At 41.6% G+C, this 22712-nt stretch carries 19 protein-coding genes; 10 read left to right on the plus strand and 9 right to left on the minus strand.

What is annotated here, in order from left to right; all coding sequences use genetic code 11:
- Positions 1-23 precede the first annotated feature (23 nt).
- The 4 genes from hisG to H6G75_RS24375 all read left to right on the plus strand — a co-directional run bounded on the left by hisG (position 24) and on the right by H6G75_RS24375 (position 5884).
- Entirely contained in the window at positions 24-668 is a 645-nt protein-coding gene (gene hisG, locus H6G75_RS24360) for an ATP phosphoribosyltransferase (RefSeq protein ID WP_190982516.1), read from the plus strand.
- Positions 669-912: 244 nt separating this feature from the next.
- Positions 913-3168, plus strand: a complete 2256-nt coding sequence (locus H6G75_RS24365; RefSeq protein ID WP_190982517.1) for a GAF domain-containing protein — start codon at positions 913-915, stop codon at positions 3166-3168.
- 17 nt (positions 3169-3185) lie between these two features.
- Complete coding sequence (locus tag H6G75_RS24370) at positions 3186-3611, plus strand: response regulator (RefSeq protein ID WP_190982540.1); 426 nt, start codon at positions 3186-3188, stop codon at positions 3609-3611.
- A 5-nt stretch (positions 3612-3616) separates the two neighbouring features.
- A complete protein-coding gene (locus H6G75_RS24375) occupies positions 3617-5884 on the plus strand; it encodes a response regulator (protein ID WP_190982518.1) in 2268 nt (755 codons plus the stop codon).
- Positions 5885-5927: 43 nt separating this feature from the next.
- Here H6G75_RS24375 and H6G75_RS24380 read toward each other — a convergent pair whose 3' ends face one another.
- The 3 genes from H6G75_RS24380 to H6G75_RS24390 all read right to left on the minus strand — a co-directional run bounded on the left by H6G75_RS24380 (position 5928) and on the right by H6G75_RS24390 (position 7716).
- A complete protein-coding gene (locus H6G75_RS24380; protein WP_190982519.1) occupies positions 5928-6239 on the minus strand; it encodes a helix-turn-helix transcriptional regulator in 312 nt (103 codons plus the stop codon).
- Positions 6226-6624 (minus strand): type II toxin-antitoxin system RelE/ParE family toxin, encoded by a 399-nt coding sequence (locus H6G75_RS24385; protein WP_190982520.1) that lies wholly within the window; start codon positions 6622-6624, stop codon positions 6226-6228. The genes H6G75_RS24380 and H6G75_RS24385 overlap by 14 nt, the downstream gene beginning before the upstream one ends.
- Before the next feature lie 87 nt (positions 6625-6711).
- The gene (locus H6G75_RS24390; protein ID WP_190982521.1) at positions 6712-7716 is read right to left on the minus strand and encodes an aspartate carbamoyltransferase catalytic subunit; all 1005 of its coding nucleotides are present in this window, start codon (positions 7714-7716) and stop codon (positions 6712-6714) included.
- Positions 7717-7971: 255 nt separating this feature from the next.
- Here H6G75_RS24390 and H6G75_RS24395 point away from each other — a divergent pair, with 255 nt between their 5' ends.
- On the plus strand, positions 7972-8535 hold the full coding sequence (locus H6G75_RS24395) for a YdcF family protein (RefSeq protein ID WP_242051630.1): 564 nt from the start codon (positions 7972-7974) through the stop codon (positions 8533-8535).
- Between the two features lie 298 nt (positions 8536-8833).
- Here the strand turns inward: H6G75_RS24395 and H6G75_RS24400 are convergent, their stop codons facing one another.
- Entirely contained in the window at positions 8834-11230 is a 2397-nt protein-coding gene (locus tag H6G75_RS24400) for a di-heme oxidoredictase family protein (protein WP_190982522.1), read from the minus strand.
- Between the two features lie 1358 nt (positions 11231-12588).
- Positions 12589-13941: a magnesium transporter gene (gene mgtE / locus H6G75_RS24405; protein WP_190982523.1), complete on the minus strand. Its 1353-nt coding sequence runs from the start codon at positions 13939-13941 to the stop codon at positions 12589-12591.
- Positions 13942-14281: 340 nt separating this feature from the next.
- On the opposite strand from mgtE, the gene H6G75_RS24410 reads away from it, so the two are divergent.
- Positions 14282-14530, plus strand: coding sequence for a hypothetical protein (locus H6G75_RS24410; protein ID WP_190982524.1), 249 nt, complete (start codon positions 14282-14284; stop codon positions 14528-14530).
- Between the two features lie 89 nt (positions 14531-14619).
- On the opposite strand, the gene H6G75_RS24415 is transcribed toward H6G75_RS24410, so the two are convergent.
- On the minus strand, positions 14620-14976 hold the full coding sequence (locus tag H6G75_RS24415; RefSeq protein WP_190590595.1) for a type II toxin-antitoxin system PemK/MazF family toxin: 357 nt from the start codon (positions 14974-14976) through the stop codon (positions 14620-14622).
- Positions 14976-15248 carry a ribbon-helix-helix domain-containing protein gene (locus tag H6G75_RS24420; protein WP_190590594.1) on the minus strand — a complete coding sequence of 91 codons (273 nt, stop codon included), beginning with the start codon at positions 15246-15248 and terminating at the stop codon, positions 14976-14978. Before H6G75_RS24420 ends, H6G75_RS24415 begins: the two co-directional genes overlap by 1 nt.
- A gap of 416 nt (positions 15249-15664) precedes the next feature.
- Here H6G75_RS24420 and H6G75_RS24425 point away from each other — a divergent pair, with 416 nt between their 5' ends.
- The 4 genes from H6G75_RS24425 (at position 15665) to H6G75_RS24440 (ending at position 20372) form a co-directional block, all read left to right on the plus strand.
- Complete coding sequence (locus tag H6G75_RS24425) at positions 15665-16030, plus strand: hypothetical protein (RefSeq protein WP_190590593.1); 366 nt, start codon at positions 15665-15667, stop codon at positions 16028-16030.
- A gap of 376 nt (positions 16031-16406) precedes the next feature.
- On the plus strand, positions 16407-19622 hold the full coding sequence (locus H6G75_RS24430; protein WP_190982525.1) for a glycoside hydrolase family 15 protein: 3216 nt from the start codon (positions 16407-16409) through the stop codon (positions 19620-19622).
- Between the two features lie 79 nt (positions 19623-19701).
- Positions 19702-19920 carry a UPF0175 family protein gene (locus tag H6G75_RS24435; RefSeq protein WP_190982526.1) on the plus strand — a complete coding sequence of 73 codons (219 nt, stop codon included), beginning with the start codon at positions 19702-19704 and terminating at the stop codon, positions 19918-19920.
- Positions 19917-20372, plus strand: coding sequence for a DUF3368 domain-containing protein (locus H6G75_RS24440; RefSeq protein ID WP_190982527.1), 456 nt, complete (start codon positions 19917-19919; stop codon positions 20370-20372). Before H6G75_RS24435 ends, H6G75_RS24440 begins: the two co-directional genes overlap by 4 nt.
- Positions 20373-20455: 83 nt before the next feature.
- Here the strand turns inward: H6G75_RS24440 and H6G75_RS24445 are convergent, their stop codons facing one another.
- Both H6G75_RS24445 and H6G75_RS24450 read right to left on the minus strand, forming a co-directional pair.
- Positions 20456-21094 (minus strand): cyclopropane-fatty-acyl-phospholipid synthase family protein, encoded by a 639-nt coding sequence (locus tag H6G75_RS24445; RefSeq protein WP_190982528.1) that lies wholly within the window; start codon positions 21092-21094, stop codon positions 20456-20458.
- 82 nt (positions 21095-21176) lie between these two features.
- The gene (locus H6G75_RS24450; RefSeq protein ID WP_190982529.1) at positions 21177-22535 is read right to left on the minus strand and encodes an amino acid permease; all 1359 of its coding nucleotides are present in this window, start codon (positions 22533-22535) and stop codon (positions 21177-21179) included.
- Positions 22536-22712: the final 177 nt, after the last annotated feature.

Consider the following 22712-nt stretch of genomic DNA (forward strand, 5'->3'; position numbering starts at 1 on the left):
CGCTAAGGATATCAAGAAAAAGAATGTTGACTGTCGCACTACCGAAAGGGGAACTACTAAAAAATAGCATCCGCCTGTTGCAATCTGTAGGATTAGATTTTAGTGCTTTTTTAGATTCTGGAAATCGCCAACTTCAGATTCTTGATGCGAGTGGACAAGCTAAGGGTTTGTTGGTACGCGCACAGGATGTACCTGTCTATGTAGAATATGGTCAGGCACAGTTGGGGATTGTTGGTTATGATGTGTTGCGAGAAAAACAGCCACAGGTAGCACATTTAGTTGATTTACAATTTGGCTATTGTCGCATGTCGGTGGCAGTTAAAGCAGCTAGTCCTTACAAATCACCTTTAGATTTTCCGCCGCACAGCCGCATTGCTTCTAAGTATGTCAATTGTGCTAGGGAATATTTTCAAAGTTTAGATTTACCAGTGGAAATAGTACCGTTGTCTGGTTCTGTGGAACTTGGCCCGATTACAGGAATGTCAGAAGCTATTGTTGATTTGGTTTCTACGGGGCGGACTTTGCGCGAAAATGGCTTAATTGAACTGGAGACTTTGTATCACAGTACGGCACGGTTAATTGGACATCCGTTAAGTTACCGAATCAATACAGGTAATATGTGCGAGTTGAGTGCTAAGTTGCGCGAGGTGGCTTTGCTGGGGGTATAGGTGTGTAAGGGTGTAAGGGTGTAATGGTGTGGAATTATTTTTCTCTACTTCCTATTACCCATTCCCTACTCCCTACTCCCTTCTATTTTGTCTAAACTGGAATCATGCCCATTATTCAAGTTTAGGGCGATCGCTTTCTCTGTTAAACACTTTAAAATCTCAAAAAGCTCCTGCTTCCTTCAATAAAAATCAAATTTTTCCAAACTTTTAATCAAATCTTTTTTTAAGTTTTTTCCCAAAATTAATGCAAACTGAATCTTATTATCAAGAACAGGCGAGGCTTGAAGCTCTGCGCCGATATCAGATTTTAGATACTGAACCAGAACAAGCCTACGATAATCTCGCTCGGTTGGCGGCTTTTATTTGTGGGACTTCGATTGCTTTGGTTAATTTCATTGATGAAAACCGTCAGTGGTTTAAGGCGAAACTTGGTATAGATGTGCCAGAAATGCCTCGTAATGTTGGCTTATCGTATCTTTGTTTAGAACGCCAGGATATTGTCGTTATTAATGATACTTTAGAGCATGAGCAGTATGCTGCGAATCCCGCAGTTACTGGCTATCCCCATGTGCGTTTTTATGCGGGTGTGCCTTTGATTTCTCCGAATGGACAGATATTAGGAACGCTCTGTGCAATTGACCCACAACCACGAAAACTAAACCAACAACAAGTAGAGGCTTTGTTGGCTTTAGGTCGTCAAGTAATTAGTCAGTTAGAACTGAGACGACATTTAGCTGAAAGACAACAAACAGAAGCATTTTTACGCGAAAGTGACCAAAGACTGAAGTTAGCATTACAGGCGGCTAAACTGGGTTCTTGGCAACTAGACCTGAAAACAAGGGAATTAGCTGCTTCTAGTCAGTGCTATATCAACTTTGGTTTACCGCCAGAAGTTGAGTTTACCTATAGTAAGCTGTTGGAATGTATTCATCCTGACGATCGCTCTTATATGCAAGAGTCTGTCAGACAAGCTATAGAAAATCATGGTGATTACGAAGCAGAATATCGCTGTATTTGGCCAGATAACAGCATTCATTGGGTGTTAGCACGGGGTACTGTCATCTACGATAGCGAAAATCAGCCAATTCGGATGATTGGTGTCACCTTGGATGTGACTGACCGCAAGCAAGCAGAGGAAGAATTAAAAAGACAGAACTTGCGATCCCAATTATTTGCTGAAATAACGCTGAAAATTCGAGAATCTTTACAGTTAACAGACATTCTGCAAACCACAGTGCAAGAAGTCCAAAAACTGCTGCACGCTGACCGAGTGTTGATTTTTCGTTTGTGGGCAGATGGTTCAGGTACAGTAGTACAAGAAGCTGTTCTACCAGGTTGGCCTGTGGTTTTAGGACAAAATATTCTTGACCCTTGTTTCCAACAAAATTACGTAGAAAAATATCGTCAAGGACGCATCAGTGCAATTTTTGATATTGCAACAGCTGAGATTCAAGATTGTCATAAAGCATTTTTGCAGCAGTTTGGTGTCAAAGCGAACCTCGTAGTGCCAATTCTCATCCGCGATGGGATTTGGGGTTTATTAATTGCTCATCAATGCGCTCACCCCCGTCATTGGAACAACTTTGAAACGGAATTATTACTCCAGTTAGCCAATCAAATTGGTATCGCTTTATCCCAAGCACAGCTTTTAGAACAAGAAACCCGCCATGTTCAAGAGTTAGCCCGTTCTAATTCGGAATTGGAACAGTTTGCTTATGTCGCTTCCCATGACTTGCAAGAACCGTTACGAATGGTGACAAGTTATTTACAGTTACTAGAAAAGAAATACAGCAGCCAACTTGATGCCACGGCCGATCAGTTTATCAACTATGCCGTAGATGGAGCGCGGCGAATGCAAAATCTAATCAACGACTTGTTGAATTATTCACGGGTAACAACAAGGGGACAACCTTTTGTAGAAGTTGATTGTGGAGAGATTTTAGAGCAGGCGATCGCTAACCTAAAATTTGCTATAGAAGATAGTGGCGCAGAAATTACTTATGATTCTCTACCCATAATCAAAGCCGATCCCATACAACTAACACAAGTCTTTCAAAACCTCATCGGTAACGCCATCAAATTCCGCCGAGATATTCCACCACGTATTCATATTAGTGCATTGAGAGCAGATGAAGGGGATGGGGGACAAGGGGGACAAGGTGGACAAGGAAGAAATGTAGACAAAGATGTTTCTTCTCCCTTGTCTACCCCCTCTACCTTGTCTCCCCCCTCACCCCACTCAGCACTCAGCACTCAGCACGAATGGTTATTCTGTGTAAGTGATAATGGAATTGGTTTAGAGGCACAGTACGCTGAACGTATTTTTGTAATTTTTCAGCGTTTGCATGGTAGAAGTAAGTATCCGGGTACTGGTATTGGTTTGGCAATTTGTAAGAAAATCATAGAACGCCACGGCGGACGTATCTGGGTTGAGTCAGAATCGGGCCAAGGCTCGAATTTCTATTTCACAATTCCAGATCAAGCAGGTCAACCATCGTGAATAACCCACAACCAATTATGCCAATTGAGGTTTTGTTAGTTGAAGATAATCCTGGTGATGCGGAACTGACACGCATCGCCCTACAAGATAGCAAAATCTCAATTAACTTGAACGTTGTGGAAGATGGTGTAGAGGCGATGGCATTTTTACGCAAGCAGGATAGCTATGCCAGAAAACCTCATCCTGATATTGTATTGTTAGATTTAAATTTACCGCGCAAAGATGGACGGGAGGTATTGGCAGAAATTAAATCTGACGACAATCTCAAACGCATTCCCGTTGTTGTCCTGACTACTTCCCAATCGGAAGAAGATATTCTTAAAGCCTATAATTTGGCTGCTAATTGTTATATCACCAAGCCGGTAGATTTTGATCAATTCGTTAAAATTGTACAATCCATAGAAAATTTCTGGTTTGCGATCGTAAAACTGCCGCCGGAGTAATGGAAATGGCAGGAGAATTAATAAAAGTCTTATTAGTCGAAGATAACCCTGGCGATGTTTTTCTTTTACAGGAGTTATTAAAAGAAGTCAAGACAGTGCAGGTAGATTTGCGTCCGGTTGAGGAATTGTCGGCAGCACTCAACTTATTAGCGCAAGATAATTTTGATTTGATGTTATTAGACCTGTCTCTACCTGATAGTCAAGGAATTGGCACTTTTTTAAGGGCTACTAGTCAAGCAAGAGCTACACCAATTATTGTGCTAACAGGTTTAGATGACGAAACTTTAGCACTCCGCGCGATGCAAGAAGGAGCGCAAGATTATTTAGTTAAGGGGCAAGTAACTGGTGATTTGCTTGTGCGTTCGATGCGCTATGCTATTGAGCGTCAACGGATTGAAGATGCACTGCGTCAGAGTGAGGAACGGTTTCGCGTAGCACTGAAAAATTCGCCGATTTTTGTATTTAATCAAGATAGAGAGTTACGCTACACCTGGGTTTATAATTCGATTTCTGGCTGGACAAATGAAGATATGCTGGGTAAGCATGATTCAGAACTGCTCCCAGATGCAGATGCTCAAAATTTAACTACCATTAAACAAGGTGTCCTGACCACAGGAATAGGTACAAGAGCCGAAGTATTGCTGACTACGCCCCAAGGGATTCGCTATTATGATGTGACTGTTGAGCCATTACGGAATGAGTCGCAAGATATTGTGGGAATAACTTGCGCCAGTATCGATATTAGTGAAAACAAACAAGCCGAAGCAAAAATCCGCGAACAAGCAGCATTATTAGATATCACCACAGATGCTATTTGTGTACGTGATTTAGATAATAAAATTTTATTTTGGAACAAAGGTGCAGAAAAACTTTATGGCTGGCAAGCATCAGAAGCTTGGGGCAGCAATGTGAGTGAGTTATTATTTGATGAGTCTTGCCCCGAATTTGAAGCAGCTTGGTTAAACGTCGTCAGCAAAGGTAAGTGGCAAGGTGAATTAACTAAAAGAACTAAAGCCGGTAAAGATGTATTAGTAGCGAGTCGCTGGAGTTTGGTGTGCGATCGCCAAGGTAGACCCCAATCAATTTTAACAGTAGATACGGATATTACGGAGAAAAAACGCCTAGAATCGCAACTGTTTCGCGCCCAACGTATGGAAAGTATCGGCACTTTAGCCAGTGGTATCGCCCACGACCTCAACAATATCCTCACACCAATTTTAGCGGGAGCGCAACTATTACCACTGAAGTTCCCTGATGCTGATGAACGAACCCAGCATTTATTAGAAATTTTAGAAATTAATGCCAAACGCGGTGCAGACTTAGTTAAACAAGTATTATCCTTTGCGCGGGGTGTGGAAGGGCAACGCATCAATTTGCAACCTCGACACTTAATTGTCGAAGTTGCCAAAATTTTGAAAGAAACCCTACCAAAATCTATTGAAGTTCGCCTTGACTTATCACCTGAGTTATGGATGGTTTCGGGAGATAGTACCCAACTGCATCAAGTTTTGATGAATCTCTGCGTCAATGCTCGTGATGCTATGCCTGATGGTGGTACTTTAACGATTACTGCGGCAAACTTGTTAATTGATGAAAATTACGCCCGAATGAATTTAGATGCCAAAGTCGGCCCCTACACAGTGATTAGTGTCTGTGATACCGGGATTGGCATTCCAGAGGAAATTTTAGATCGAATTTTTGAGCCATTTTTCACGACTAAACCTGTAGGACAAGGCACAGGATTAGGACTTTCTACAGTTTTGGGAATTGTGAAAAGTCACGGCGGTTTTGTGAGTGTAGAAAGCCAAGTCGGGAACGGAACTTGCTTTCGGGTTTATTTGCCTAGTGTGGGTGAACAGGAAATTTTTCGCCAAGACGAAATCACACTGCAAGTTGGTCACGGAGAATTGATTCTGATTGTAGATGATGAACCCTCGATTCAAGAAATTACCAGAACATCCCTAGAAACTCATCATTATGAAACTTTAATTGCTAGTGATGGCATTGAGGCGATCGCTCAATACGCCAAAAATGCTCATAAAATTAGTGTCGTGCTGATGGATATTATGTTGCCCTCATTAGATGGAGTCACAGCCATCCGTACCTTACAAAAAATTAACCCCCAAGTCAAAATTATTGCCACCAGCGGACTCATGCCGAAAGAGAAGCTAGGGGAAATCACTAAAATGGGTGTCAAGAAGTTCTTGGCTAAACCCTATACTGTGAATGAATTGTTACTCAGTTTGCAAGAGATTCTCAACGAAGGTGGTTAATCGTCAAGCATCTCTGCTTTCTCAGTAATGTATTCTCTATTCTTCAAGCACTTTGCTCATGTTCTATTGGGGTAAGCTGAATTACTACCCGTTGATTCAGGACATGAGCAATTTTTTGCAACATTGAAAGAGAATGTCCTTCGTAATCAGCATCTTCCAATCTGGCTATTACAGGCTGTTTTGTACCTACAAGTTCCGCCAGTTGTTTTTGTGTTAATCCTGCTTTGGTTCTGGCTTCATAAATCAGTTGTGCAACTTCTGCATTAATTGAGGCTTCCTCTACTAATGCTTGAAGTTCAGAATCACTGTTGGTTATTTTGTCAATAATTTTGATTGCATCGCTAATCTTGGCCATCTTTTTGTTCTTCTACGTAGGTGTGAACTTCTGGGTTTTGTTCAAATAAAAGCTTACGTGCGATCGCTCGTTCAATATCAATTGGCGGTACTGCTGCGTCTTCTTTTGTGATTGCATGTGCAAGAATCGCCAAATTTTGACCATGAAAAAAGTACAGAATGCGGTACTGCACATGAATATGTTTTGCCCGTAGCTCGTATATACCATCGCGCAAGTAATCAACCGCCGGACGACGAAGTTCGTATCCTGATGCTGTAAGTTGTTTGATTCGAGCAACACAGTTTGCATAACCTTTGCGGTCTTCCTGCAAAAGTCTTGTCAGCCATTTCAGCACAGGAACTTCCCCTTCCTCTTCCTGGTAGAAAACAACACGGGTTTCAGGCACAGCTTACACTTTAATTATATCAATATTGTTATATTAATGTATAAGAAACCAGACAAACCAACTAAACAAAGTTTCCTCAATTAAAAATTAAGTCTTCCCACTACCAATCAAATACAACAACGCCATTCTGACCGCTACACCACTGGTAACTTGCGATTGAATCAAGCTAAATTCTGGGTCATCCATTAAATCAGAACTAATTTCTACACCACGATTTACAGGGCCGGGGTGCAGAACTTTCACATCAGGTTTGCACAGTTGCAATTTTTGTCGAGTAATGCCAAATAACTGATGATATTCTCGCAAGCTTGGGAGTAAATGTGCTGTCATCCGTTCTTTTTGCAGTCGCAGAGTCATCACAAAGTCTGCGTCTTGCAAGGCTGGTTCTAATTGCCAATGTAAAAATAGTTGACCATTGAGTGTATCTTTTTTCTCACTATATATATACTCAGCAAATAATTTTGGTAACAAAGTCGGCGGTGCGGCTAAATGTACTTGTGCGCCACTGGCAACTAAACTCCAAATATTCGATCGCGCTACGCGAGAATGTAAAATATCCCCAACGATCGCAATTTTTTTCCCCGCCAAAGTTTCTATATTCGGGTGATCTCGGTCAACTAAAGTGCAGATCGTAAATAAATCCAGCAACGCTTGGGAAGGATGTTCATGTTGACCATCCCCAGCATTGAGTATACTCACTCGCACACCCAACCGATCCATTTCTTGAGCGATCGCATCTGGAACACCCGCTTCTTTATGACGGATGACCATAATATCAGTCCCCATCGCTAAATAAGTTTTAGCTGTATCGAGAATTGTCTCACCTTTGGTCATCGAAGAAGTGGAAGCCGCAAAGTTTAAGGTATCTGCGCTTAGACGTTTTGCAGCTAGTTCAAAACTGCTACGTGTGCGGGTAGAAGGTTCAAAAAATAAATTTGCCACCACCTGTCCTTGCAAAGTTGGTACTTTCTTCGTCCGCCGCGATAGCACTTCTTGAAAACTTGCAGCCGTTTGCAAAACGGTATTGTATTCAGCAGCAGTAAAGTCAGCTAGAGAAATGACGTGATGACGATTCCAGGTGGTAGTAGGCATAAATCTGTGCTTTGTGGTGTAAAGATGCAATCAATTGCTTCTCTACCAATATTTACTTTTGGTATGCAGAGGTAATAATAGCACTTGGTTTCAACATCGAGGACTAATATCGAATAGGGTTAAGAATACAGAATACAGAAGTCAGAATTGCTCATAGGTTAAAGACTTATAGTTATAGACTAATTAAAATTTCTACCTAGCAACATCTTGATTTCACAATCATCTTGATTCTGATAGCAAAACTGACCAGGAGTTATGAAATTGTCCATATACCGACTGAGAAAACAATGGATGTTGTTACTAGCGGGTTTGATTCTCGCTTTACTGCTTACTATTCCTGTCAGACTGGCAATTGCTTATTACCAAAATCCCCAGCCTCAAGCTATTCTAACCCTCGGTGGTGGCGCAAACCGACAAGAGTTTACCGCTTCGTTTGCTCAATTTTATCCAGGTCTACAAATTTGGGTTTCTTCTGGTCTTCCTCCCCGCCAAGCAAAAGCCATTTTTCATACCGCAGGAATCAGTGATCAGCGATATCACCTTGACTATCGTGCTACGGATACGGTAACTAACTTTACCACCTTAGTAGAAGTTTTCCAACAACAGCAGATACACCATATATTCTTAATTACTTCTCAGTTGCACATGCCTAGAGCAAGAGCGATCGCTACTTTAGTTTTGGGTAGTCGAGGTATTGCTTTTACTCCTGTCTCAGTACCATCTGAACCCACTGAATTAGAACCAATAGACCTGATTTTGCGTGATTTTTTGCGTTCCCTTCTCTGGATAATTACAGGGTATACAGGAACCGAGTTTTAACTAGTACAACAAGGCAAAAGTAAAAAGGGAAAAGTAAAAAGAAAGAATAACTATACCACAAGCCTTTTAGCAATTTCTTATGGTCACTGAGCGTAGTCGAAGTGTGGTCTGTTTATTTACACCGACCTGTACTATTAGTCCAATAAACCAATTATGAAAGGTCACAAATCCCCAACTTTTCAAAAAGTCGGGGATTTGAACACTTGCAACCTGTCAAAGACAAAAAAGAAGGGACGTTTTGAAAACATCCCTGTAATTCAATCTTTAAACACTCAATGTCAGCCAAAACAAAGAGGCCTTACAACTGTCTCAAGAAAGCGATAATTGCTCTTTGATCATCGCGTGTTAGAGAACGGAAGCGAGCCATAACTTCTCTTGCTTCACTTCTGCGAGTGTTGGAAAGAGGACTGTTATATTGTGGGCAAATGACATCTTGAGGTTTTGCACCGTAGTCGATAACAATGGGATCGCTGCTGTTCACTACGCCGTCATAACCAAGTTTGTTGAAGTATTTACCACCTACATTTGGAGGTACAGGACATCCACCACCAGTCAATTTTGAAGTCTTAGAGTCATCGGGTGCAGGTAAGTCATGTAGCTCAATTGCAGCCAGTAGAGCTTCGTCTACATTGCGAACAACTAATGGTTCGTTGGTTGCGTCTTTATTAGTTGTTACAGTACCTGCGGGTGTTGTGTCACGGTTAAGGACACTTAAGAAGACACGCGCATCGTGCATGAATGGAGGGCCAACTCTACCAATACCAGTCAGAGGTGGTGTACGGAAGCGATCGCCAGTAGCCGTACCTCTTACATTGGAGAAGGAATCGCTGGCAAAGTTACGCATTAAATCGTAAGTTGCAAAGGTAGCTGCACCAGACCTTTGACCAAATGCGTCAGCACGGGTTACAAGGAATGGATCGCGGGGAATTGGGGAGAATCTTTCAACATCAATAACTGGGCCTCTATGGATGTTGATATCCGAGAATAGAGGAGCCCAACGATAGCTAAGAGCATCGATAAGTCCTTGTGCATCTGGCCCCAAGGATGGGTCGCCAGTAGCTGGAGACTGACCAGTTCTTTGAATTGGAGTGTGGCAGTTAACGCAACCAACCATGCGATCGCTCTGGTTAATCGCATTCGGATCTAAACCATCGCCACCTCTAGGCATCTTACCAGCAATAGTCCGGTTAGCAAAGGCAACCAAGTCAACACCAAACAATTGCGCCCCTCTTTGCACTCTAGCAGCTGGATTGTTACCAGGTAGAGTTTTAGAAGGATCTTTAGCTCTGAGGACAGCTAACAACTCTCTACCAAATTCTGGTGGAGCGATGGAACGGATAAAGTTACGTTCGCTGAATGGTCTGCTGACAGGAAGTTCTGGGTCAGCTACTAGGTTGCGGCAGTTGCGATTATAGGGAGCAATAGCGGGGTTAGCAATATTCTGCTCAACAGGAGAGATCCGGTTAGTCATACTCAGACTACCAAACATACCTCCAACGATAAACTGCATCATTTCCGCACCGTTGGCACGTAAACCAAAACGTCCCAGTCCTTGAGCTAGTCGATCTTCTGCGGTAGGAGACACAGTTGCATTGGGAGGAATTGTATTGGTTACACCTGTGACACAATCACCAGTACATTGGAAGAAACTAGTTCTGAGGGAAGAATTATCACCTCTAACATCGTTGGGATCAGAAGCGCCTGTAATATCCACGTTGGGAATCGCTTCTATCAAACCACGACCAATATATGGAGGCCCAGCAAGTTCGGTAATCGCCCGTCTAAATCCACTGGCGCTCCGTCCGGTGGTGCGATCAAAGTTAGTAAGGTTTCTATCTTCTGCAACGCTGGGAATCGCATCGGGTTTACAGTCTATATCAGAACCAAAAGCCGCTTTCAGTTCTTCATTTGGAGGGCGTACGTGCTGTAAGAAACCACCAAAATCTTGACCACTGGGACTAGAAGCATTTAACGCATCAAAAATGACAGGTGTTGCTGTAGCGTTAAAGTCTCCAAATACTGTAAAGGCTGCGGTTCTTCCTGTACTGTTAACCGCATCTAGTTCGTTACTGGTATTTAAACTACGACGACTTAGGTCAACAGAACCATCTGGATTGACAGGATCTAAGCGTCTACCAGGCGCTCTACCACCATTAACTTGTGTATCACCAGATACAAAGCTGTAGTTAGTAGGAGTTGTTCTGTTAGCTCTACTAACTGTAGAAGTACCTGTCAGCAGCCCTTCATTGGGTACTGACTCCAGGTTATTCAGGTGACAACCTGCACATCGTGTTTGCATAGCCATCGACCCGAAACCATTCTCAACTCTGTTGGGGGTAGTAAAAAATTCTGCCCCTTCGAGTTCTCTTTCCTTAATTGAATTTGGCAGAGAAGGATAAACCAATCTATCCAACTGAGCCACAGTAGTAATGGGTCTGAATCTTGTTCCGCTATCCAAATCTACGTCGCCAAAGGTATCACGACGTATACGCTCTGCTGGACGAATGGTGCGGCCATTCGGAGGGTCAACTACAAAGTTAGTTGCAACTTCGGCTCGTCGGCGTGCAAATAAAGTTTCTTCGTCAGGTAAGGCAATCTGACCGAAGACTTTTTGTGGGTTGATATAGCCTATCAGTACCGACAGGCCTAAAGATAAACCCACTATTAATAAAAGAAATCTTCGTTGTTTTCGCATTAACTAAGTTCCAAGCTTATTTAATATTGAGTAATACAAACTCAAGGCTATCTATTTCGCATTAGGAGTAATACAATTTCAGGGCTACAGATTCCGCAGAGGAACTGTAACTTTTTCGTCACCAAGTACGAAGAAATCAAGCAAAGTATTGATCCCAATACTTTAGAACTTAAGTTCGCAAATAGTTGAGTAACTAATTACACTGTATATTACTACAACTTCAAACTAAAAGGAAATTTTTATTAAGTATATACTGTTAAATATTTCTACATAAACTGTCTCAAATAAATCAAGATACTATAAAGTTAATGTGACGCTAAAGTCTAGTTTATGTAATCTTTAAATTCCCGTTATTGCCATCATGAAGTTAAAAAAATCTTTAAAGAAAGCATGATTAAGAAAGAATTATGCAGCCATAAAGTAAATGCTTAGGTGCTTGACACCTACCGCCAGCATTAGGACAAAATGCTGTAAAATCAAGGCTTTGATATGACATACCTGGCCTTTGTATTACTTCACTGAGTCAACAATATTGCCTACCCAACAATAGTTTGATCAAACTTAGAGGAATTAGCTGATTACATAACATAACAGAAATAGAGTATCTCTATCTCTATATTGCTAGTAAATTTGCTTAAACAATATAAGCACATAATGAAGCTTATATACTCAGTTTCAATATTTAAACTTTGTATCAATTCAGGTTGACTTGCAATCAATATTATGTGTTATCAAAATTGATACATTTTGCTGATCTATGTTTTCCAAAAAGCACATAACTTTTAACTAGTAAATAAAGTTAACAAAATTTCACTGCTAATATTCATCAATAGTTAATGTTAAGAAAAATTCTCAAGAAGTAATTTGTGGAAAACCTAGTAGGGCAAGATTCAAATCTTTCTAGATTGTCACTGTAAAGATAGAGATTTGGCACTGAAATTTAAAAATAAGTTGCAGATATTGTCAAATAACTCTCTATATGTATGAGATGGTAGATTTTCCCACACTGTTGAGAGGCTTAAACTTGAATGGTTGCGTTAATACTATTGATGCAATAGCTGTAGGAGGTTAAATACTTGCTATCTACCCCAAGCATAGATGTCAGAGTCATCAATAATATTGAAAATTAGGACTTTTATATAAAGTACGGAAAACCTTAGATGCGCTAGGGGCTTCTCGTACTCTACAGGAGTACCCAATAAATGGGGTTTAACAGAGGACACAGAGCAAACGGAGGGAATAGAGTTGAAAGAGCTGATTACGTAAGTCCTAACGTCAAAATATCATACCAAACTTCTTTGGTGATGAAATTAAACTTTACATTAAGTTAAGATATGGGGAATTTAGAATCAGTAGACTCACTGTGGTAGGTGTAAAACATGCAAAGCTAGAGAAATTAAAGTCAGGAAAGTTAAAAAGCCGATAGTATCTAGCATTGTGGTGACTAACGGCCCACTCACTAGTGCAGGGTCAAGTTTCAGCCGTTTTAAACCCATTGGTAAGAGAGTACCAAGAGTAACAGCCACCATTGTGTTAGTAGCCATAACTGTACCTGCAACTAAACCTACCCATCGTTCTTCAGGTTTAGCCCAAATCATTGATAGCCCCATCATGGTTATGCCTAAAACCACAGCAGTACCTAAACCCGCCAAAATTTCTTTACGCAGAATTTTGAAGGTATCTCTAGATGTGACTTCACCCACACCTAAGCCTCTAATTGTCACAGTTAAGGCTTGAATTCCCACAGTTCCGCCTGTATTAGAGAAAATTGGCATAATGACGGCTAATACTGGTACAGCCGCAATTACCGATTGAAAAGGGGCGATCGCACTTGCCGCACCAATGTACAATCCCATAATTGCCAATAACCAAGGTAGGCGCTTGCGAATGGTAACTAAAGGCGGTGATAAGGCTTCTTCATCACCACTCACCCCGGCTAATTTTTGGATATCTTCGGTGGCTTCTTCTTCTAAAATATCAATCACATCATCAATGGTGATGATGCCGACTAACCTTTCTTCCCTGTCAACTACCGGGATAGCGATTAAGTCGTAACGCTTCATGATTTGGGCGACTTCTTCTTGCGGCGTTTCGGTTTTAACTTTGATGACGCGATCGCTAGATATATCACGAATATAGACATCAGGAAAGGTAAACAATAACTGACGCAACGAAACGACTCTGACAAGTTTGCGGTTATTATCTGTAACGTAGGCGTAGTAAATTGTTTCCTTATCTTCGTCTTGACGGCGAATTTTGCTTAAGGCTTCACCAACAGTTAAACCTTCTTGCAAACGCACATATTCTGTAGTCATCACCCGGCCTGCTGTACCTTCGGGATAACCCAGAATTGTGGCAGTTGCTTGTCTTTGTTCGGGACTTAGTTGTTGTATTAGGCGTTTAACTACCCCAGCCGGCAATTCATCAAATAATTCCGCCCGTTCATCAGGACTCATCGCCTCCATAATTTGCGCTACCTGGACATTATGCAGAGAGTTAATCAGTTCTTCCTGCACTTCTGTGGGTAGATATTCAAACACGTCAATTGCTTGAGCTTTATTTAACAGCCGAAAAGCGATCGCCCTCTGTTCTTCTGGTAATTTTGTAATATATTCACCGACATCTACGGGTTGTAACCCATTTAAGTCGCATTTCAACTGATTTAAATCAGAGACATTGAACAGTGAATCACGAATGTCCTGTGTAAGCATGAATACCTCCTATGTGCCTCCCCCGCGCCGAGAGACACGCTCACTAGCTTAGAGGAGGTTCGTACTGCCGTCTTGTGGACTTTTGTCCATAAAATTTCAACAACTCAATATCGATTGCCAAATCAAGGCATCGCTAACTGATCATCCTAACTTGGAATAGTGCGATCTGATCAATTTTCAGTAACCACGTACTAAGTTTGTGATATTCAGTACAGGTACATTATTGATTACCCTGACTTTCCGTTAACTAGTGTCGATTGTACTATTGCTAAAATTTGTGTCAAGCAAATGTAGAGGTTTGCTGGCAAACTTCACAAAGTCAAAATATTTACATCCACTAATGAGTGTTTGTTTGAAGACTCAGGGTAGAGTGATCATAGAAGGCAGTGGTTCGACTACTTCGACTGCGCTCAGTACAAGTTCGCTCACCAACCAGGCAGGAGGCAGTCTCGATGAAACTTATTTCATAGCCAAGTATGAAAGTGAGACTAGCATTTTTACTCAGCACTCAGCACTCAGCACTCAGAACTTTCAAGCCATTTCTGTAGGTTGGGTGAAACGCAGTGTAACCCAACACAGCACATTTTAAGTATTTTTGCAACAGTTGGGTGACGGCGCAATCACAGATTTACCTTGTTACCAATATCTTTTGTGCGCCTCCACCCAACCTACTCTTTATTATTCTTCTTCTGGGATAGGTAAATCTAAGGCTATCAACAAAGCCTGAGATAAATGAGCCATTACCGAATGCGAAACTGCACCTCTTAAACGCAAAAAGCGGGTTTTAGATAGCACCCGCACTTGATCTGCCATTGCGATCGAATCTCGCTTGAGTCCGCCATCGGGTGCTAAAATTAACACTTGAGTCGGATAAACTCGCTTACCTGATTGATACGTAGTGCAGGGAACGGCTAAAACAACTGGACTCGACGAATTAATTGCATCACGACTGACAATAATTACTGGGCGAGTCCCTCCTTGCTCTGAACCTTCAGTTGATTCTAGGCGAGCATCATAGACCTCACCCCTTCTCATTATAAGGATTCCTCTAACAGAAAAGCCTCCCACTGAGCAGCAGCAAACTCAGACTCTAGTTTGAGTACTTCTGCTTGATAATCAGGATCACAGGCCATTTCTGTCAAAGCAGCGTCAATTGCGGCTCGTTTCTGTGCTGCTAATTCTCGACGTAACGCTTGCACCATAAAATCATTACGACTTCTTGCTTTGCCTTCTAAAACTGCCTTGTCAGTTGCTTCTAAAAGTTCTCGTGGGATTGCCAGTGTAGTGCGAACGGATTCGGCTTTCATGTAGTGATGATTATTTTGATGTCTTCAGTGACGACTTCTATGATATCACTCTTAATCGCACTCCGACCCTTGGAGTTCTACCGAAGACCATGTAGCAACTAAAATTTTGCGCCCACAGTAGTACCGAATCAGTAATAGAAAAGACTTTTTGTCTCCGCAAAGGTATGTTCACATTACACACTGATTTACAAACTTCAGCCATAACTAAAAGTCCCGATTCTATCGCTATCTTAGGCATCTGGACGAGAAATCCACTTCTATGTACTACTTAAGTAGGAAGAGTTATTTGTAGGTGATAGTCAGTAATTCGGCAGAAAATAAAATTTTTTTTGTGACTTTGCCTGAAACACTCACTTTTTTGGGTGAACCATCGGCATAAAGTTCAAGGCGTACTATTCTAATTTGGAGGAAGGCTAATGCTAGATGTCACATTCTACTCACAAGCCAAAGAAACAATTGATACAGTGGATGTTTCAGACGATTTTTACGAATGGCTGCAAAAATCAGGCTTTGCCAACATTGCGAAATCTCAAGAAATAGAGATGAAACCTGACGGAGAAACTGTGAAAGTTTCTGCCATTGTTCTTGAGGGTGGAAACCGGAGAAAGTTTAGTGACTTCTTGCGAGACGCAATTGTTCAAGAAAGTGATGATGTGCTGAATACGTTGGGTAATTCACCGTCGAAGGAAGAATACATAAACACCACCTATAAACTCAAAACCTTACAGAGTTTGCGTAAGTTTGTGGAGGATGAAAAATGTAAATATCTAGAATGGGAGTAAATAGAGGGGCTTAAATGGTCGTAGTTGGAATAAGACTGGTGATTCATACCGACTTACTTACAACATCGAGATGCGATCGCAGTATAATAAAATTGTTGTGTAAACAGTGTAAATCGGCAAAACTTGATTCTGTATTACCACAAGTTCTTTCTAGAACCTCAAATTTTAGGTCTTTCCCTTCATTTTCACCAGATGCCTTACCAGTGAAAAACATTTGGATTTAGTGAGAATTCATTCACAACTGTGTAACTAAATGGCTACTAACGCGAGATAATAAGTAGTCTCTACTACTCTTAGCTGTAAATACCCTGACCAATTACAAAAAAATTCTCTTCACAGCTACAGGTTGGAATTCTGCAAGCATCCCTTAATGAGTATGAAAACAGCTACCGAATTACAAACTCGACTAGAGCATTACTACCAGCAAATCAAGACAATTATCTTAGTGCGGCAAAATCCGATTACTGGTTTGCTACCTGCGAGTACAGCCATTACGGCTCACGGTGATTATACAGATGCTTGGGTGAGAGACAATGTTTACAGCATTTTAGCGGTTTGGGGTTTGGCGCTGGCGTATCGCAAAGTTGATGAAGACAAAGGACGCACTTACGAACTAGAACACAGCGTGATTAAGCTGATGCGTGGGTTGCTGTTTGCGATGATGCGACAGGCGCATAAAGTCGAGCATTTTAAACACACTCAGTCACCTTTGGATGGTTTACACGCTAAATACAATACTGCGACTGGCGATATTGTAGTAGGTGATGATGAATGGGGACATTTGCAACTGGATGCCACATCTATATTTATATTGATGCTGGCGCAAATGACAGCTTCGGGATTGCAGATTATTTATACGATTGATGAAGTAAACTTTGTACAGAACTTGGTTTACTATATAGGTCGCGCTTACCGCACACCAGATTATGGTATTTGGGAACGGGGGAATAAAATCAATCATGGTAGTGCGGAGTTAAACGCTAGTTCTGTGGGAATGGCGAAAGCTGCACTAGAGGCCATTAATGAACTCGATTTATTTGGGGTACGGGGAAGTCAAGCATCGGTAATTCATGTGCTACCTGATGAAATTGCCCGCGCCCGGAGTACATTAGAATCCTTATTACCGAGAGAATCGGCTTCTAAAGAAATTGATGCGGCGCTGTTGAGTATTATTAGCTATCCGGCGTTTGCGGTGGAGGATATTAATCTGCGCGATCGCACTTTTAACGATATCATTAACAAACTCCAAGGCAAATACGGCTGTAAACGTTTCTTACGTGACGGACATCAAACTGTTTTAGAAGATCACCAGCGTTTACACTACGAACCTTGGGAATTAAAGCAATTTGAGCATCTTGAATGCGAATGGCCACTATTTTTTACTTATTTGTTGCTAGATGGCCTATTTCGCAATGAGCCAAAGCAAGTTCAACAATACCAAGAAATGCTGGAATCATTATTAGTAGAACGGGACGGTTGCTATTTATTACCAGAACTTTATTATGTGCCTGCTGAAAACGTCGAAGCCGAAAAATTAGCACCCCAAACGCAAAAGCGTTTACCTAATGAAAATATCCCTCTAGTCTGGGCGCAAAGTTTATATTTTCTAGGTTTAATGTTAAGTGAAGGTTTGCTGGCTGTTGGCGATATTGACCCATTAGGGAGATATTTAAGTATTGGTAAAAATCGGGAAGCTTTGGTACAAATTGCTTTGTTAGCGGAGGATGATGACTTACAAGCAAAACTAGAAGTGCATGGCATTGAAACTCAAACCCCTAAGCAAATAGAACCAATTCAAGTTAGAAAAGCTGGGGAATTATCAAATATTTACACCCAAATTGGACGCAACGATAAACTAGGTTTAACAGGGCGACCAGTCAGAAGATTACGGAGTTTAACCACATCGCGGATCTTTAGAATTTCTGGTGCAACTGTAGTATTTTTGCCGTCATTTTTAGATGCTCAACAGTTTTATTTAACTCTTGATTACCATTTTTTAATTGATCAAATTAGGAGTGAACTTGCTTATATTCAAAAATATTGGAGTGATTTAGGTCGTCCTATTTTAACTTTAATGTTGACTCACACCATGTTAGAAATTGGGGCGGAAGCATTACTCGAATTGATGCAAGAACTCAAAGATGGTGTTTGTAATGGTGTACGCGTCAAACTAGGTAGACTCAATCAATTAATGCTGACAGGCGCTATTCAAAGAATAGATTTTTTGCAAGATACAGAATTTTATCAGTCAGCGATGCACGATGCTGCACCACATTGCTGTTATTTGGCTTACCATCCCGGAAAGAGTTGGCGCTTAGGACATACCCAAGAATTTCAAATGGAGTATGAAACCAATTTGGGATTATTACTTTCTTCCCTGCGGGGTTCAGAAAATCTCTATGAACAAATTGAGTTATTGCAGACTTTAACCCGTTTGCAAGGATTAGACTTTGATACTGGTTTTGGTGGCCCTAATACTCGCGTCACAGTGGGAGATTTGCTAAATGAAGTTTATATCAAAGCCGGTGATTTAGGGATCTGGGCAATTGTCCGTCGGGCTGCGGGTTTATTGCAAATGGTGGATATTGCTTTATCCGATGCAGTCACCAGTATTTTGATTCGGGGTAAGCAAATAGCTGTGGGGAGGGCGTACAGCGAAGCATCATTAATTAATGTACCAATGCCTCCCAATGAAATTGCCGAGAAAATCAATAATTTCTGTCGTGAGGATATCCGCGATCGCGTACTGACACAAGAAATCATACTTTATCTGGGGACTTTGATTCGCTCGGAGCCGGAATTATTTCAAGGGCTGTTAACTTTACGTGTAGGCTATCTCATCTTATTAATTACCAGCGAACTAGCCCAAGAATTGCGCGTTACCCAAGATGAAGCCTATGAACAGTTAATGGAAATTTCGCCCTTTGAAATTAAAATGCGCTTGCGTCAGGTGTTAACTGGTTACACAGGGATGAGTAACTTGTTACGCCAGCAAGAATCATTACACGTCAAGCAAAAAGAAAGTGATATTGAATGGGTAGTGCAACCAACAATTACGGAAGAAATCGAAGAAGTTCCTGCGGGTGGTTGGAGACGTTTCCGCCAAGCCGAAGGGGCGCTGAACCGCGTCCCAAAAAACTTCTTTCAGCAAGTTTGGCTATTAATGCAACGTTGTAAAGGCTTAGTAATTGGTGACAAACTAGAACGCCGTAATCGTTTAGATAGCGAATTGATGTTATCTGAAATGACGGCTGGCGAAAAAAACTTTGCTTTGCGAGTGGAGCATTTATTAAATAAAATCGAAGCGCCAGAATACCGCCAAGTTAATATTGAAGCATTAATGGAACTAGGCGCGATCGCCTCGAAAAACCCCAGCTTGCAAATCGAAGAATATATTGTGCTAGATGTGTTGATTGGTCATGCTGTGCGTTTAGCATGGTTAGATGCACATCCAGAACGCGGCGATCGCTATGATGAAGATAAAGCAAATGCGTGGCGGTCTTTTTACAATACTTCACCACAAGATTGCGCGACTTATATTCTCAAGGCCTTCAGATTCTTAACACAATTTGGCGAAGTCAACGCAGCTTAATTAGCAGTTAGTTTACCTATGCCATGTTCACAAACAACTGTAAGTCATCTAATACCAATTTTTTTGCAGAGGCAATAAAATGAGTCGATTAACAGTAGAACTACCCCCATATATTTCTCCAGACGAAGCAATATTACTGCTGGCAGTTAAACTCTATGAAACTGGAAAGTTATCACTAGGAAAAGCTGCCAAATTAGCAGGTTATTCCAAACCAACATTTATAGAGTTGCTGGGAAAAATGGAAATTCCAGTAATTAATTATCCAGCCGAGGAACTAGAACAGGAGATAAATATTTGATAAAAAAAACGGTAACTAATAGTACCTGTTTAATTGGTTTGGAACGCATTGGCAGACTAGATATATTGCCTCAAGTATTCTTCCCAGTGATTATACCTTGTGCCGTAGCGGCTGAAGTCGGTTTATCAGCAGAGTGGTTAACAGTTCAAGCAGTCAAAAATTTAGCAGTAGTTACCACTTTAAAAACTCAAATTGATAGTGGAGAAGCAGAAGCAATAGCACTGGCAATGGAAATTGAAGATGTGTTCATTATTCTTGATGATAGAAATGCTCGGCGCATTGCACAACAGCTTAGTTTAAAAGTTATTGGAACAGTCGGAATGCTTTTACGTGCCAAACAACAGGGTATTATTCCTGAGATTAAACCATTACTAACCGCTTTAGAAGCAGCAGATTTCCGCATTGCCGAGCCTTTAGTTCAGAATGCTCTGCGTCTTGCTGGAGAATTGTAATGTTGGCTTTGAAATAGTATAGGGGTGTAGATATTCAAAACCCCCACACCCATATACCCTTACACCCAGCCTCGTAAGATTACTTATCGCAAATTTGCTGGTATTTCTTTCGGCACTACCCAATAGTAAATAGTTTTTCCATCTACTTGCAGTGTTTGTTGTGGTTTCCAGTCGCCCATATCAAAAGCGTGGGAAACAATTCTTGTACCAGGTTTGAGTTTTAATATTTCCGGGCGGAGTCTGAGGTTAACTTCCGGCAATAGGTAAAGTGTAATTACAGTAGCTTCACTCAAATCAGTTTTGAATAAGTCTTGCTGACGAAACTCTACACGGTCTGTAACTCCTGCCCTTTGGGCGTTGGCGTTAGCCTCTTGAATGCGTTCAGGATTAATATCTATACCTACGCCACGTGTACCATATTTCTGGGCGGCGGTCACAACAATTCGTCCATCACCACTACCAAGGTCATAAAGCACATCATTTTTACCTACCTTGGCTACTTGCAACATCGCATCAACTACAGGCTGTGGTGTGGGTACATAAGGAACATCACCAGGGCGTTCTTGAGGTTGAGTTGTCGTAGTTGGTGCTTCAGTCTGAGCAGTTAAAATAGGTGGTTGCACTTCTGCGGCTGAGTCTTGTTGTTGGGCAGTGCATCCAGCAATTCCGAAAGTGGTGACACTAACGCCTGTAATAAATAAAAGCAACATTTTTTGAAACATGAATCTACTCCTAAAGCAAAAATGATGAAGGGGATAGAGGCTAGAGGTTAGAGGTTGGCGTAGATATTAATTTTTCTAGTCCCTAACCTCTGGGAACTTGGCGGTAACGATTCCACAGCAATAGCGGAATACCTGCGGCTACAACTACAACACCAACAACCGCGCCCACGCCGGTATATACCAAACTGGAATAAAGTAAGTAGCCGCAGACTGAACAAAACAGTAATGGTGTCAAGGGATAAAATGGTACGCGGAATGGTCGCTGAATTTGTGGTTCTCGATTACGTAGCACTAGTAGCGATGCACCTGAAAGTAAAAAGAAAAACCAAAATATGGGTGCAGTGTAGTCCACCATTGTTTCAAAGCCTTTGCGGGTGAACGTACCTAACAAAACCAACGCCAAAGCGATCGCAGCTTGTAATACTAAAGCATAACTAGGTGTACTGGGACGTTGCCGCCAATGTCCCATAAAACCAAAGATGGCAAAATCTTGTCCTAAAGCGTAATTAGTCCGCGCCCCAGTAAAGACAGTGGCGTTAAGTGCGCCCAAAGTTGAAACCGCAATTAATAGACTAATAAACCAAGCACCTGATTCGCCCCAAAAATTCCGCATTAAATCGGCGGCGACAGCTTGGGAATTAGCCATATTTGTTAACCCCAATCCCCGCAGATAAGCAAGATTGATTAACAAGTAAATTACAGTAATTGTGCCAATACTCCACAAAAGCGATCGCACTATGTTGCGTTGACGATTTTGGATTTCGGCGGAAATATAAGCAGCTTCATTCCAACCGCCATAAGACAACAAAACAAACACCATTGCGAGTCCCCAAGTTCCGGTAGAGGTTGATTCCACAGGAGTGGGAAGATTAGGGGTTGCTGTTAAGCCAATTAATACCACTAGCAACAAACCGAGGACTTTCGCCGCCGTGAGTAAGTTTTGTGTCCACTTACCTTGTTGCAAGCCGATAATATTTAAAACCGTTAAGAATGCGATCGCCATTGCGGCATAAATTGAAGGTGAAAAGTTGCCTAGCTGCCAAATCTGCGAAGCGTAATCACCAAACACAAATGCCAACAAAGCAATAGAACCTGTTTGAATTACACTCATCCGCGCCCAAGCAAATAAAAAGGCAACCTCTCGCCCAAAGGCACGTTTAAGATAATAATAAACTCCACCCACATCAGGGTAGGTTGTAGCTAACTCGGCGTAGCACAACGCGCCCACCAAAGAAACCAAACCACCGATGAACCAAAATAGCAATACGGCTTGACTGCTACCTGCTTGGGTTGCTACTAAAGCGGGAGTTTCAAAAATGCCTGCACCAATCACAATACCGACAATCAACGCCACAGCATCTGATAATGTCAGTGATGGCTTAGGTGCGGTTTCTGTAGTTGCTAAACCTTCCAGTAACTTGTACTTTTCATGTCTACTCACATCGACTCCTGCTTAGTATTGAGTGTAATGAGCAATGTTGGGGAATAAAATATCAATTACTTATTTATGATTCAGGATAAATGTGACATAAAAGTGACAACCAGTGTCATTTTTCATCTTTTATGAACGACCAGATCCCCGACTTCTCTAAGAAGTCGGGGATCTGAAATTATAGGT

The organism is Nostoc sp. FACHB-280, assembly GCF_014697615.1.
Taxonomy (GTDB): Bacteria; Cyanobacteriota; Cyanobacteriia; order Cyanobacteriales; family Nostocaceae; genus Nostoc_B.